The organism is Cernens ardua (assembly GCF_051251085.1).
In the GTDB taxonomy this organism is placed as follows: Bacteria; Pseudomonadota; Gammaproteobacteria; order Pseudomonadales; family Halomonadaceae; genus Cernens; species Cernens ardua.
The window spans coordinates 136,058-149,764 of sequence record NZ_JBPCZH010000002.1; the positions used below are offsets into that span (position 1 = coordinate 136,058).

Annotated in this window: 13 protein-coding genes; 6 read left to right on the plus strand and 7 right to left on the minus strand. The window is 48.9% G+C overall.

The features are described 5' to 3' along the window. The first annotated feature begins 188 nt into the window (after positions 1 to 188). Complete coding sequence (locus LMG33818_RS05125) at positions 189 to 920, plus strand: type 1 glutamine amidotransferase (RefSeq protein ID WP_442322293.1); 732 nt, start codon at positions 189 to 191, stop codon at positions 918 to 920. A 128-nt stretch (positions 921 to 1,048) separates the two neighbouring features. On the opposite strand, the gene LMG33818_RS05130 is transcribed toward LMG33818_RS05125, so the two are convergent. The 6 genes from LMG33818_RS05130 to LMG33818_RS05155 all read right to left on the minus strand — a co-directional run bounded on the left by LMG33818_RS05130 (position 1,049) and on the right by LMG33818_RS05155 (position 7,595). Beyond that, a complete protein-coding gene (locus LMG33818_RS05130) occupies positions 1,049 to 1,879 on the minus strand; it encodes a transporter substrate-binding domain-containing protein (RefSeq protein ID WP_442322294.1) in 831 nt (276 codons plus the stop codon). A 55-nt stretch (positions 1,880 to 1,934) separates the two neighbouring features. Continuing rightward, a complete protein-coding gene (locus LMG33818_RS05135; protein WP_442322295.1) occupies positions 1,935 to 2,663 on the minus strand; it encodes an ABC transporter permease in 729 nt (242 codons plus the stop codon). Beyond that, on the minus strand, positions 2,663 to 3,388 hold the full coding sequence (locus LMG33818_RS05140) for an ABC transporter permease (RefSeq protein WP_442322296.1): 726 nt from the start codon (positions 3,386 to 3,388) through the stop codon (positions 2,663 to 2,665). The genes LMG33818_RS05135 and LMG33818_RS05140 overlap by 1 nt, the downstream gene beginning before the upstream one ends. A 21-nt stretch (positions 3,389 to 3,409) precedes the next feature. Beyond that, positions 3,410 to 4,180: an ABC transporter ATP-binding protein gene (locus tag LMG33818_RS05145; RefSeq protein WP_442322297.1), complete on the minus strand. Its 771-nt coding sequence runs from the start codon at positions 4,178 to 4,180 to the stop codon at positions 3,410 to 3,412. Positions 4,181 to 4,382: 202 nt separating this feature from the next. Next, positions 4,383 to 5,675, minus strand: coding sequence for an MFS transporter (locus LMG33818_RS05150; RefSeq protein ID WP_442322298.1), 1,293 nt, complete (start codon positions 5,673 to 5,675; stop codon positions 4,383 to 4,385). 372 nt (positions 5,676 to 6,047) lie between these two features. Then, on the minus strand, positions 6,048 to 7,595 hold the full coding sequence (locus tag LMG33818_RS05155) for a GNAT family N-acetyltransferase (protein ID WP_442322299.1): 1,548 nt from the start codon (positions 7,593 to 7,595) through the stop codon (positions 6,048 to 6,050). Positions 7,596 to 8,185: 590 nt separating this feature from the next. Here LMG33818_RS05155 and LMG33818_RS05160 point away from each other — a divergent pair. The 3 genes from LMG33818_RS05160 (at position 8,186) to LMG33818_RS05170 (ending at position 11,678) form a co-directional block, all read left to right on the plus strand. Then, the gene (locus tag LMG33818_RS05160; protein ID WP_442322300.1) at positions 8,186 to 8,884 is read left to right on the plus strand and encodes a glutathione binding-like protein; all 699 of its coding nucleotides are present in this window, start codon (positions 8,186 to 8,188) and stop codon (positions 8,882 to 8,884) included. Between the two features lie 349 nt (positions 8,885 to 9,233). Further along, a complete protein-coding gene (locus tag LMG33818_RS05165; protein WP_442322301.1) occupies positions 9,234 to 10,067 on the plus strand; it encodes an aldo/keto reductase in 834 nt (277 codons plus the stop codon). Positions 10,068 to 10,601: 534 nt separating this feature from the next. Then, positions 10,602 to 11,678, plus strand: a complete 1,077-nt coding sequence (locus LMG33818_RS05170) for a PA0069 family radical SAM protein (RefSeq protein ID WP_442322302.1) — start codon at positions 10,602 to 10,604, stop codon at positions 11,676 to 11,678. Positions 11,679 to 11,853: 175 nt separating this feature from the next. On the opposite strand, the gene LMG33818_RS05175 is transcribed toward LMG33818_RS05170, so the two are convergent. Further along, the gene (locus LMG33818_RS05175; protein WP_442322303.1) at positions 11,854 to 12,156 is read right to left on the minus strand and encodes an ElaB/YgaM/YqjD family protein; all 303 of its coding nucleotides are present in this window, start codon (positions 12,154 to 12,156) and stop codon (positions 11,854 to 11,856) included. Positions 12,157 to 12,485: 329 nt separating this feature from the next. Between LMG33818_RS05175 and LMG33818_RS05180 the strand changes: the two genes are divergently transcribed. Then, positions 12,486 to 12,983, plus strand: coding sequence for an NUDIX hydrolase (locus tag LMG33818_RS05180; protein ID WP_442322304.1), 498 nt, complete (start codon positions 12,486 to 12,488; stop codon positions 12,981 to 12,983). A gap of 75 nt (positions 12,984 to 13,058) precedes the next feature. Then, on the plus strand, positions 13,059 to 13,688 hold the full coding sequence (locus LMG33818_RS05185; protein ID WP_442322305.1) for a GNAT family N-acetyltransferase: 630 nt from the start codon (positions 13,059 to 13,061) through the stop codon (positions 13,686 to 13,688). Positions 13,689 to 13,707: the final 19 nt, after the last annotated feature.

The window sequence follows — 13,707 nt, forward strand, 5'->3', positions numbered from 1 at the left end:
TCGGCACTTGGCATGGCGAATATATCGGGGTAGCTTACACCAGTTTCAACAAAGACGTTACGTAATGTTGTCTTGTGAGTATAGTGTTAGCATATCGGTTTTGTTGAATTGAGTGTCATAGTTGTTCATGGTCGCGCTGTCACGGTTCATACCGTGCTGCAGCATTTTCACTGGTATGGGTATTCAGTATGAAAATAGGGTTATTACAGTGCGATGATTTGGCTCCCGCACTCAGGTCTCGTTACGGCAATTATCCAGAGTTGTATTCAGATTTGTTGAAGTGTGCTGAAGACGATATAGAGGTGGCGACCTGGCGTATTCATGAGGGTGAAATACCTGCATCTACGCTTTCGGCAGATGCCTGGTTAATATCGGGTAGTAAAGCGAGTGTGTACGACAATAGCGATTGGATTTCAGCTGTAAGTGAATTTGTACGCCAGCTTTGGAATGAGCGCCGTCCAGTTATCGGTATTTGCTTCGGACATCAGCTTCTAGCACAGGTATTGGGCGGAACAGTAGAAAAGTGTCATCGAGGCTGGGGGTTGGGTGTTGCAACGAACTCAGTGGTCCAACCCCAGTCATGGATGGAGCCGCAGCAAGGTTTCCTGCGTTTGGTGGTGAGTCATCAGGACCAGGTGCTGACTTTGCCTGCTACGGGGGAAGTACTGGCTGCCAGCGAATTCTGCCCTTATTTCATGGTGCAGTATGGCGATTCCTTCCTGGGCGTACAGGGGCATCCTGAGTTTTCTACCTTATTGGGGCGTGACTTGTTGGAGGCGCATAAGGAATCCTCGTGTCCGGAACGTGGCCCCCTTTGGGAAGAGTCACTTAATGGGAAAATTGATAACCCCACCTTTGCACGTTGGATGATGGATTTCTACCACAATGCGTTAAAGCATGAAGCTGCCGGGGCATCGTAAGCAATTCCTTTTAGCGTACATTGAAACGATAACACATGGCAAAAGCACAAAAGGCACCTCAAGAGGTGCCTTTTTCGTTTGTCGCTTTAGATTGATATTTTTACTGTGAATATACAATCTTCACAATATTACTGGATGTCAGTACTGTCAGTGTTGTCCGCATTCGTCTTGAAATACTCGTTGACCAATTGCTGATATTTGCCGTTCTGCTTCAATTCGCTTAGCGCCTGATTGAATTTGTCAGCCAGCGCGTGGTCCCCCGGGCGGAAAGCAATGGCAAATCCATCACCAAAGTATTTTTTCGGCGTGCTGATCATATCGCCTACCTGCTTGAAGGCACCATGTGTTGCATGGATAAAGGTTTGCTGGCCGATGGGGTAATCAACGAAGGCCATATCGATGCGTCCGGCCTGTAGATCAATAGTCATATCATCAACGCTACCGTAGCGATTGATGGTGTTATCGCTTCCGTACAGGTCAGTCACATAGTCATCCTGCAAAGTACCACGCTGTACGCCGATATGTTGGCCTTTAATGTCCTGTGGAGAAATATTGCCAACCTGTGCATTGGCAGGGACGAACCAGGCGGATGGTTCCACAATGTACGGATTGGAGAACAGGAGCTGATGCTGACGTTGCGGGGTTACCGTCATTGCAGACATGATGGCATCTGCTTTACGGGAAAGCAGGCTCGGGATCAGGCTATCCCATGATTGAGACGACCAGGAACAGGAGAGTTTGGCTTGAGAACATAATGCTTTGCCAAGATCCACATCGAAGCCTTTCAGATTACCGTTGGCATCCTGATATTCGAAGGGAACATAGGGGGCATTCAGTATAAAACGAACCTGCTTGGGAATGGCACTATCATTATTCTGACTACAGCCTGCCAGCAGAGAGGCAGCCGCAACAGTAATGGCGATTCCCTTGAGAGGGGCGGCACTCAGTGAAATTTTCATCGTTTATTCCCTTGATACAAGTCGTGTTACTTGAATAGTGTGACCCGAAGGCTTTTTATTGCGCCGGACGAAGGTGTATCAGCATACGCTTTTCCAATTGCCTGAAGGCGGCCTGAATACTGAAGCTTAGTATCATATAGAGCGCTGCTACAAACAGAAACGCTGGAAAAGGTGCATAAAAACGTGCATAAACATAATAGGCTGCTCCGGTCAGGTCTGTCACGGTGACGGCCATGGCGACCACGGTAGCATGCAGCATGAAGATGACTTCATTGCCATAGGCTGGAAGTGCGCGACGAAATGCGCTGGGTAATATGATCCTGCGCAGTTGCGTTAGCCGTGACATCCCGAAGGCGCGTGCTGCTTCGACTTCTCCTCGTGGGGTAGCCTTGATAGCACCATGGAAGATTTCGGTTGTGTAGGCGGCGGTATTCAGTGCAAACGCTAACCAGCACGAATAAAAAGGATTGTAGTAGAAGAAACTGAAAATGCTGTTTTTTACGCCCGGTACAAACGTAAATCCGTAATAGGCGATGTAAAGCTGGATGAGTAGGGGGGTAGCCCGGAATAGATAGGTATAACCAAATACAGGCCATTTGATCCAACGGCACCGGGAACCCCGTAGTATAGAGAGCGGTACTGCAATCACAATACCGGTGACAAGAGCCAGAAACGTCAGCTGCACGGTAGTGACGAAGCCATGCCAGTACATGTTTAGTGTACTGACAGTGAAGATTTCATTTCCGTTCAGATAATGGGCGATATGGGTCAGCAGAGCATCCATTAGTCACGCTCCTCCAGTACGCCCGCATTGAAGCGTTTTCTTGCCCACGAAAAACCAAGTTCGGAAATGATCGCAATAATCAGATAACCGAGTGCTACCGGAATAAAGAAATAAAAGGGGTGGTGCGTGGCACGGGTGGCTTCATTGCCGACAAATACCATATCGCTCAGCCCGATCAGCGACACCAGCGCGGTCATCTTCAAAAGTACCATCCAGTTATTACTGATGGCGGGGAGTGCGTGTCGCATCATGAGTGGAAAACGGATGCGCATGAATGCCTTGAAAGGTGACATTCCGAAAGCGAGTGCTGCCTCAAGTTGCCCTTTGTCAACGGCCTGGAAGGCACCACGAAAACTTTCGCCCATATAAGCGCCGACGATAAATCCGATGGTAACAACACCAGCAAGAAAGGCATTGAAGTTGATATAGATATTGATACTGCCATTCGTGATGTTGGCGAGTACATTGGTAAAGTCATTAAGAAGGACTTGACCACCGTAGAAAAGCAGCATCATAAGAACGAGGTCAGGCACACCTCTAATCAATGTGGTGTAAAGGGTCGCCAGCCAGCGTAAAGGTGCAACTGAGCTTAACTTGGCACTAGCCGTCAGCAACCCTAGAAGCAGGGCAATGATCATCGCCAATAATGCGAGTTCAATGGTGAGTTCGGCCCCTGAAAGCAATCGCGGCCCATAGCCTTCAAAATCAAGCCAGGAAGGTAGCATGTATATCTCCGCAGTAAGCCGTTAACGTTTGGGCGTCAAAAACTGACGCAAACGATCTGTTTTCGGGGAAAGCAGAAGTTCTTCCGGTGTGCCTGCTTCCTCGATCCGACCCTGATGGAGATAAACCACCTGGCTGGAAACTTCCCGAGCAAATCCCATCTCATGTGTGACGACGACCATCGTACGCCCCTGGTCTGCCAGCTTTCGCATGACAGAGAGCACATCGCCTACCAGCTCCGGGTCCAGTGCAGAAGTGGGTTCGTCAAACAACAATACCTCCGGATCCATGGCCAGTGCGCGGGCAATGGCACCGCGCTGTTGTTGTCCGCCGGAGAGCTGGCTTGGGTAATGATTTTCCCTTTCAGCCAAACCGACCTGCGCGAGCAGTTCGCGTGCTTTTTCAATGGCTTCCTTGCGGGGCAGGCCCAAAACATGGATAGGCGCTTCAATCACGTTTTCAAGCAGCGTCATGTGTGCCCAGAGATTGAAGTTCTGAAATACCATGGAGAGGCGCGAGCGTATACGCTGAACCTGCCGGTGATCCGCAACGGTTCTTCCATGCCGTGTATTTTTAAAGCGGATGGGTTCACCATGTACACTGATATCACCTTCGTCGGGAATCTCCAGCAGGTTCATGCATCGAAGAAGCGTACTTTTGCCGGAACCGGATGAGCCGATCAGGGTAATGACATCGCCTTTGTGTGCGGTCAGGGAAACACCGTCCAGGACGATGTTGTCACCAAAGCTTTTGTGGATATCGCTAATAACCAGCGGGGGAGTCGGCTCTGACATGGTAAATCCCACTTATAGAGTAACAACGTTGGTCGGGAGGGAGAGTATCCAGGCTACTGAACGTTGTGTTGATAGATTGCAGATTCAATAAGGCCGAGTATTCTACCAAATCCTTGTACGGCATGCGCTCTGAATCTTTAATTAACCTTTTTTCTTTAATCCTTATTTCTGAATCATGGCTTCAGAGCCACTCTTCCATAGGCTACTCAATATGCCTTTCCTTGAAGTAGTAACACCCTATCAGGCTGAGGACCAACATCCCGATCAGATACCAGGCAGGGGAAAGAGGTGCTGCTGTCACATCCAATAGCCATGTGACTATAAACTGTGCGGTGCCACCAAAGATGGCAACGCCGGTCGCATAGGTCATCGAGAGCCCTGTTGCCCTGACGCTTCTGGGTAACGAGGTAGCAATCAACAGCATTCCTGCTGTCATGTTGAATCCCAACGCAGCGACAATGATCATTCGCAACAATACGGCCCACCCTAATGTGTCAGGGTGTGATAGAAGCGCAAAAGTGGGGTAGGTCAGTAGTAGAGCAACGATGATAGAAGCCATGGTGATTCTGCGGTAGTGAGGTATTCTGTCGAGCGTAATACCGGAGATGATGCCGGAAATGATCAACACCACACTTACCCCAAGGCTGATTAGATATGAGGTGGTAGCGGGGATATCAGTCACTTGCATCATGTAGGTGGGCATATAGAAAATGACGATGTACGTCATCAGCGTAGCCGCCATGATCAGGCCAAGCCCCAGTATGAACTCCAACGTGTAATGTCGGAGAAATGTGCTGACAGGATTTTTCCGCTGTTTATCGGTATGTATGGTGGGGAGCGTTTCATCGATCTGCCGCCGAATATAAAGCCCCACCGGGATAATGATCAACCCTACAAGAAAAGGAATGCGCCAGCCCCAGGCGTGAAGTGCCTGTACCGAAAGCATGGCTGATAATAATGCGCCACACAGGCCTCCAAGCAGTGAACTTATGCCTTGACTGGCGACTTGCCATGAGAGGAAAAAACCGCGTTGGTGCTGTCGGGCTGATTCCAGTAACAGCGTAGTGGAGGCGCCAATTTCGCCTCCGGCAGAGAACCCTTGTATCAGCCGCCCGATCAATATGATGACAGGGGCTGCAATACCTATTTGTGCGTAGGTAGGCGCCAGGGCAATGGTGGCTGTTCCCACTCCCATCAATACAATGGTGAGGAGCAAAGCAGGCTTCCGCCCGGCACGGTCTGCATAGGCCCCCAACATCATGCCCCCCAGGGGGCGCATAATGAATCCGACACCGAAAATGCTGACGGCCATCAGCAATGCCCCATACCGACTGATTGAGGGAAAAAACTCCGTGCCAATAATCGAGGCAAAAAAGCTGAAGACGGTGAAATCAAAAAGCTCCAGTGCATTGCCGATACTGGCAGAGACTATCAGGCGTTTGGTTGAACAACGAGGCGTTGAGACTTCGTCAGGTGAGAAAGAGGGAGTAGACATGGCAGGCCCTTATTATGACGACCCGTGCTGGTGCGCCAGCTCACTTAAAACAATCACTTTGAGGATTAGCCAGGTAAAATAATGAAGCTCTGCACAATGGAGCGTCTCAAGGCATCATGAACGTATGCGTTAATTTCCCAACGTTACTGGTTTGGTATTGACAATAAAAGCAGCTGGATTGAAATGATGCGCGAATAAAACAAGGATCGACGCAAATAGAGTGTCTGATGTCGCTTATGGAAAAGTCATTTTTGGAAAAGGGCAGTGTCAGGCAAACAGGTATATAGAAAAGCCCCTTTTGATAAAGGGGCTTTTGCATGGAGGGGGGCGCGGCACTACCTGAATGTAATGACAGGTATATCAGTGCACTTTTCAATCACCCGCTTTGAGGGACCAGTCCCTCCACCGGAGATCAAAGAGATCCTTGCGGCGATGCTTCAGGTTGGTCACGGTTCCTTCGTTACGCACGACTTTCAAGCGACGCAAATCCAGGTCAGAGAACATGAGCATCTCTGTGTTCGGCGTGGTTTCAGACATGACTGCATCGTGCGGGAAGGCGAAATCCGAAGGTGAGAACACCGATGACTGTGCATACTGTACATCCAGATTCTCAATGGACGGTACGTTACCCACACTTCCGCAGACGACCACATAACATTCGTTTTCAATCGCGCGGGCCTGCGCACAATGGCGGACTCGCAGATAGCTGTTTTTGGTGTCCGTCCAGAAAGGCACAAACAGGACATCCATATCCTGTTCCGCAAGAATACGCGGTAACTCAGGGAATTCCACGTCATAACACACCAGAATACCTACCCTGCCGGCATCGGTTTCAAAAACATTGAGGGTATCCCCCCCTTGAATGACCCACTCATCCTCTTCCTGGGGGGTGATATGGAGTTTTGGCTGGCGGTTGATGGTCCCGTCACGCTGGCACAGGTATGCCACGTTATAAAGTTGACCATCTTCGCCTTCTTCCACCAGTGATCCTGCAACAATATTGATGTTGTAGGAGACTGCCATGCGTGAAATCTCTTCCTTGAACCGCTCTGTAAAGCCCGCAAGGAAGCGAATGGCCTTGGCCTGATTGGTTTGATCCGTCAGCCCCATGAGCGGCGTATTAAAGAGCTCTGGAAGGACGGCGAAATCCGACTGATAATCGGAAATGGCGTCCACGTAGAATTCTACCTGCTCGAGTACTTTTTCAACCGAATCGAATTCACGCATCTGCCACTGGATGGCCCCTACGCGAATTTCCTGCTTATCGCGGTCGATGACGCTCTCTTCCGGTTCATAAAGGATATTGTTCCACTCAAGTAACGTGGCATATCCCATCGAATCTTCATCTTCCGGCAGGTAATTACGCAGTAGGCGCTTCACCTGAAAATCATTGGAAAGCTGGAACGAGAGGATCGGGTCATGAATCTCCTTGCGAGAGACCTTGTCGATATACTCGGTGGGCGAAAGTTCCGCCGCATAGTTGTGATAATTGGGGATACGGCCACCCGCAAGGATCGCCTGATAGTTCATTGAACGACAAAGATCCTTGCGCGCTTCATACAAGCGACGGCCTAAACGATATCCGCGGTAATCCTGATGAATGAGCACATCCAGCCCATACATGGTGTCACCCTCGAGGTCGTTCAGGATGATTTCCCGTTGGCCGATCAGGTCGTCATATTTGTGAGGAATGGAGAAAACGTCGTATTTCACCAATGCCGTTAGTGCAATACCCACAAGAAGGCCATCATCTTCGATGGCTAACTGACCATCAGGAAAATCATTGATTAGCCCATCGATGGTTTCTTTGGGCCATGCCCCGCCTATATCGTTATAGATACTGTCCATGAGCTGTTTAAGCTGTGGATAGTCGCTGGGTTCCAGATTACGAATACTTAAATGTAGCGCTTCTTTTGACATGAAAAAGAACCTGTAAACAAAGTAGAGCGGGGTATGCGTAGATGGTTTCTCAGAGGTGATGACAAATGGTTGCCTTGTGGCATAGCCGCAACGATCAAATCTACATACACACAGGTGCCAGACGCGGTAAACCTGTTTGGGGCAAGAATCATATTCGGACAAAAGTCATATTTAGCCAAATGGCAAATGTCAATGAAAGGGATTGTACAGAATATGGGATTTGCGTCCGGCATTTTACCGTAATGATCATGGATGCAACTATTGCCGGTAAGTACCCGATGGGATACTCCATGCATCCATTTCGACTGACCTTTGCAAATAACCTCTAAAGGGGTATATATGGTATTTATCATACCATAGGACTGACCTCGCAACCTCTCTAAACTGTGTCAACATGTAAGTAATGGGCTCTTCTTCCGGACACACCCTTCCATTTTGGAGTGAAGATCTTCTGAAATGTGCAGACCGAACGAATACGATTGAATTGTGTCCGGCCTATACTCATATCATTTGTAGGCACATTCATCCTGTCGGCAACGTTTCTAGCATCCTGTTTCGTTGGATCGACAATCATCCTATCGAGGTTTTCAATGATAGATCTTTACTACTGGACGACACCCAACGGCCATAAAATTACCATTGCGTTGGAAGAATTGGGTCTTGAATACGACATAAAACCCGTCAACATCGGTAAAGGTGAGCAGTTTTCACCCGAATTTCTTGAAATAGCGCCCAACAACCGCATTCCTGCCATCGTCGATCATGATGTCACCGGCCCTGATGCACAGGAGGGTCCGCTGGCGCTCTTCGAATCAGGGGCTATTCTGGAATACCTGGCCGATAAAACAGGACGACTTTTGCCAAAATCCGGACGAGGTCGCTATATCACGCTGCAATGGCTCTATTGGCAGATGGCGGGCCTGGGCCCGATGGCGGGTCAGAATCACCACTTCCGTAATTATGCGACTGAGAAAATACCCTATGCCATCAATCGCTACGTAGACGAAACCGCGCGCCTGTACGGTGTACTGGATCGGCGTCTTGGGAAGTCATCCTATGTGGCTGGGGAGGAGTACAGTATTGCGGATATCGCCATTTGGCCATGGATCAAATCCCATGACGCGCAAGGGCAGTCACTGGATGATTTCCCCAATATTCGCCGCTGGTTTGCAAGGATTGCTGAGCGTGATGCCGTAAAGCGTGCCTATGCATTGGCTGATGAGGTCAATCCTTCGGCCAATAAACCGATGGACGACGAAGCACGTAAGCATCTTTTCGGCAAACGCTAAGACACCACAGCGTGATGGGTGACGCTCACGTATGTAAACACGTGTATAAAAGAGTGTCCCCCATTAAAGACGTTTTTATTAAACAAGAGATTCAGGGCGCTTGTTAATTGTTGAAAAGCCAGCCTGTTACATAGATTATGGCGCCATCCATGGCTTGTATCAGTTCGCTATAAGGCTACAACATATTGATTGTTGGACTAAATTCGTCGCTGTGGTGAACTTATTGACTCACAGGCCTCTAATGAATAAAGCGTCGAATAACGTTTGAGGACGACAGGTTTGTTCAACTGGGCGACAAAATGCTCAGGCGTAAATCCCCATTTCGATTCATCAATCAAGAGAGAGAAACATGTCCGACATACCTAATATTACATTCAATGATGGTCATACTATTCCTCAGCTTGGTCTCGGGGTATGGAAAACACCTGCAGATGAAACCGAGAAAGTCGTCAGTACTGCTTTCGAACTGGGCTATCGCCATATTGATACAGCAGCCATATATGGCAATGAAGAAGGTGTGGGGCGTGCCATTGCTGATTCCGGTATTGCCCGCGACCAGCTGTTTATCACCACTAAATTGTGGAATGAAGACCAGGGGTATGATTCTACCCTGAAAGCATTCGAATTGAGCCTTAAAAAACTGGGGCTGGATTACGTCAATCTTTATCTGATCCACTGGCCTCAGCCCCAGGCAGACCGTTATCTAGATACCTGGAAGGCTTTTCAACACTTGAAAGAACAGGGTGCTATTCGTTCCATCGGTGTTTCCAACTTCCGCGAAGAAGACCTCGATAACCTGATTGCCAAAAGTGGTGAAACCCCGGTTGCCAACCAGATCGAAGTTCATCCGTTGCTACAGCAGGATGCGCTGCGTGCTTACAATAAAAAGCACGATATCGTGACTGAAGCATGGAGTCCGTTGGCACAAGGCGGTGAGCTTCTCAAAAACGAAGTTCTGCAGAAAATTGCCCAAAAACATGGTAAATCAGCGGCTCAGGTCGTTTTGCGTTGGCACATTGAATTGGGAAATGTGATCTTCCCTAAATCCGTGACGCCGAACCGCATCAAGGAAAATGCTGATATCTTCGATTTCTCATTGGATAGCGATGATTTGAAAGCGATTGCAGGGTTGAATGAAAACAAACGATTGGGGCCAGACCCCTCTACGTTCTCATCGCTATAAGGCAGGAGTTGAGTCAAGGTTAAGACTCCGCCTCTGCCTCATGTGTGAATGTGTTCTGCTCAAGGTTGGGCGACGCGATCAGGCATGAGGCATGTTGTGTGAATCCAAAGCAGTGTCACTGAAGAGTGGCGCTGCTTTTTTTATTCCGTAAAGAAATAAAAAAGGCCGCGCGCCCATGCTGTCATGCATGTGACCGCACAAGCACGCTGCCTTTCTTAATCGTATCTTGATTAAAGGGGTTTGAAAGCGTGACAGATTGACGCGTTTCATGTGTTTGCGTATATTTGTATATATATACAGTAGTTGGTAATGCTCTTTTGACTGTCTTTTATGACAAAACGAGCAGTTTTGGCGCAAGCCGTACTGCTTCTCGTGAAGTGGAAAAACTGGGGAGCGAAGTGGCGCGAACCGGAGAGCAAAGTGACAGGAACCGGAGAGCAAAGTGACAGGAACTGGAGAGCAAAATAGTAGGTAACCGGGGAGGATGTCTTCAACCTCATGAGTAAACGCTTGAATGACACAAGGACCTCCAATATGTCGCACAACGGCCATTCTAAAGGGCCCTCAAAAGGGCGCGGGACACACCTGAATGTGCCCAACCGCTTTCATGCCGCACGAATAGAGGCTGTAGAGGAAAATGACTGGGAAAATGACGCGCCTCTACCCCGGTTGACCGAGGTTCGACATGAAAGGGCCAAAACTGTCATCAGCCGAAACCGCTCACCGGATATTCCGTTTGAACAGTCGCTCAATGCCTATCGTGGCTGCGAACATGGCTGTATTTATTGTTTTGCGAGACCTTCTCACGCTTATTGGGATCTTTCCCCGGGGATTGATTTCGAGACACGGCTGATTGCAAAAACCAATGTGGCAGAACAATTGGAAGCTGAAATCAATCACCCTTCCTATATATGTAAGCCCCTGGCATTGGGGAGCAATACGGATCCTTATCAACCCATCGAGAGGGAATTGAAACTGACTCGGCAAGTGCTGGGCGTGATGCTGAATTACAGGCACCCAGTCACCATCGTTACCAAGGGGGCCCTGATTCTGAGGGACCTTGATATTTTGAGGGATCTGGCCGACCAACGTTTGGTCCATGTATCGGTTAGCCTGACAACGCTTGATATTCATACAAAACGAGTGATGGAACCGCGTACGGCTTCACCAGCAGCACGTTTACGTGTGATAAAAACACTCAGAAAGGCAGGTGTACCGGTTAATGTACTGGTCGCTCCCATTATCCCGATGATCAATGATCATGAAATCGAGGGAATATTGTCCGAGGCGGCCGCGGTAGGCGCACAAGGGGCTTACTATGCACTATTGCGACTTCCATTGGAGCTGGGTGAACTGTTCGAAAACTGGCTGAATGAGCACTTTCCCCTGCGGGCTGAGCATGTCATGAGCCTGATTCGACAAAGTCGCGGAGGCCGTATTTATGACTCGGATTTTTCACAAAGGATGAGTGGCCGCGGAGCCATGGCCGAGTTGATTGCGCAACGATTCAAATTGGCTAAAAAACGCCATGGATTGGATCAAGCTAAAAGAGGTACTCTGGACTGCACTGCATTCACCCCTAAAGGAGAACAGTTTTCACTTTTTGGATAACGCACATAACTTGGCACAAACAGGCCAGCTACACGCATCTTAATGCATTAATGATGTTCCTGCTTGAAGGTAAAGATCGTAGGTAAACATTGAAGGCAAACGTTGAAGGTATAACACTGGCTGGAAGGCTGCACCGCCCATGACGGTGCAAACCCTCGATGCTTGGTACCAGGCCTTAGCGACGACCAATGAAGTAACCAATGGCGACACCCAGTACTGTCCCGGCGGCCACATAGGCCCAGGGGTTATCCTGTGCCTGATGATGGATGGTCTTGGCTCCACGTTTGGTGAATTCCTGAGCCTGACGGCGCCCATCCTCAAAGTGGCTTCCAAAACGCTGGAGCTGATCACTGGCAGTGTCGCGCAGGTTCTGCAATTGGTTACCGCCCTGACGAGCACCGTTTTTTAGCTGCTTGTTCAGTTCATCCGCATAGGCCTTGGCTTCTTTGCGACGACTGGATGAAAACAATCCTGACATACTGTGCTCCTCTTGTAGAGTACTGACTAAAAGTGATGTCTAACACTAACAAGCTTTCAGGAAGACGATGACACCAGAAGATCTCTTTGTATGAGGATCCATTGTTTTACGGCCAAGATACTACCGTTAAGCTTGGTGTCAGAATTACTTTTAAGTGTGCGTTATGCAAGCATTTAATTGTAGAAAAAAGTGTCTTTGTTGCTTTATTGCGGAGTGGAAGGGGGATTGCCTTCACTTTGTTTGTTAACCAACATGGTCGTTAGTGTGATTCTTTTCACTATTCATCAGATCTACACTGGCTTACCCTGTTCCTTTCAAAAGGTGTCTTAATGTCTCCTTCCCAAGAGTTGATTCAGATTGTCGACGAGCAAAATCGCCCCTGTGGCGCGACAACACGTGCCTACATGCGGCGGATGAAACTTTGGCATCGCGCTAGCTATATCTACGTGCAGCGTAGTGATGGTTGTATTTGTGTGCAGAAGCGCACCGCTATCAAGGATATTTACCCCGGTGCATTTGATCTATCCGCAGGGGGTGTCGTGGATGCTGGCGAAGCCATGCATGTGGCTGCCAAAAGGGAGTTGGCTGAAGAGCTGGGGATCACGGGGGTGCCATTAACGTTCTGTTTCGAACAGACCTATGTGGATGACACTCTACGTATCCATGGTGGTGTGTTCCTGGTGAAATATTCAGGAAAACTGGTGCTACAGGAAAGCGAAGTGGATTCAGTGCAGTGGATAGCGCCAAGGGAAGCTCTTGCCTTGAGCCCCGTCACTCCGGATAGTCACCTTGCTCTGATCCGCTTATTGGATGAAGGATGGCTTTGATGAACATGCTATTGAAAATGTCCTATAGGCACTGATAATAGAGTTATTGCATAACAATTCAAACAAGGAATGCAAATGTCGAAGACTGCAACAACTTCCGAGTCAGCATTGAGTCAGCCATTAACGCAGTATGCAAGCAACCTGATGGAGGGGAAGCGTATAAGAGTGCGCCCTGCACAAGAGGGTGATTACGGTATTCTGGCGGAGTGGTGGAATGAACCGGAAGCGTTGATTTTTCTCTCACCTCAGATGGTTGTTGCAGGTGCGCAGAGCGTAGAAGAACAGTTTCGTGGTTGGAGCAAGAACGATACCCCGAGTAGTTTGGGCTACTGTATTGAAGATACTACGACGAGCTCATTGGTTGGACACGTGACACTGTGGGGGATCCATCCTGTGATACGTTCGGCCACACTGGGAATTCTGCTCGGCCCCAACGATGTTGAAAAGGGCATGGGTACGGAGGCAGTGGCACTCATGTTGCGCATTGCATTCATGGAGCTTGGTCTCAACAAAGTGGAACTGAATGTGTGGGAATATAACGAGCGCGCTATTCATGTGTACCAGAAACTGGGTTTTGTTTTGGAAGGTACGCAGCGCGCTGCCTGCTTTCATGCAGGTAGATATTGGGCCAACCATTGCATGGGAATGTTGCGTGATGAGTATCTGACGATGCACTCCGATGACGTACGTATAGCGAGGCTATAGGTCAAAATACATTAGCGCA

Coding starts and splice junctions, on each gene's coding strand:
- LMG33818_RS05145 (WP_442322297.1), bottom strand. CDS start 4,180: ATGTCAGAGCCGACTCCCCCGCTGGTTATTAGCGATATCCACAAAAGC.
- LMG33818_RS05165 (WP_442322301.1), top strand. CDS start 9,234: ATGTCCGACATACCTAATATTACATTCAATGATGGTCATACTATTCCT.
- LMG33818_RS05160 (WP_442322300.1), top strand. CDS start 8,186: ATGATAGATCTTTACTACTGGACGACACCCAACGGCCATAAAATTACC.
- LMG33818_RS05175 (WP_442322303.1), bottom strand. CDS start 12,156: ATGTCAGGATTGTTTTCATCCAGTCGTCGCAAAGAAGCCAAGGCCTAT.
- LMG33818_RS05170 (WP_442322302.1), top strand. CDS start 10,602: ATGTCGCACAACGGCCATTCTAAAGGGCCCTCAAAAGGGCGCGGGACA.
- LMG33818_RS05155 (WP_442322299.1), bottom strand. CDS start 7,595: ATGTCAAAAGAAGCGCTACATTTAAGTATTCGTAATCTGGAACCCAGC.
- LMG33818_RS05125 (WP_442322293.1), top strand. CDS start 189: ATGAAAATAGGGTTATTACAGTGCGATGATTTGGCTCCCGCACTCAGG.
- LMG33818_RS05180 (WP_442322304.1), top strand. CDS start 12,486: ATGTCTCCTTCCCAAGAGTTGATTCAGATTGTCGACGAGCAAAATCGC.
- LMG33818_RS05130 (WP_442322294.1), bottom strand. CDS start 1,879: ATGAAAATTTCACTGAGTGCCGCCCCTCTCAAGGGAATCGCCATTACT.
- LMG33818_RS05140 (WP_442322296.1), bottom strand. CDS start 3,388: ATGCTACCTTCCTGGCTTGATTTTGAAGGCTATGGGCCGCGATTGCTT.
- LMG33818_RS05185 (WP_442322305.1), top strand. CDS start 13,059: ATGTCGAAGACTGCAACAACTTCCGAGTCAGCATTGAGTCAGCCATTA.
- LMG33818_RS05135 (WP_442322295.1), bottom strand. CDS start 2,663: ATGGATGCTCTGCTGACCCATATCGCCCATTATCTGAACGGAAATGAA.
- LMG33818_RS05150 (WP_442322298.1), bottom strand. CDS start 5,675: ATGTCTACTCCCTCTTTCTCACCTGACGAAGTCTCAACGCCTCGTTGT.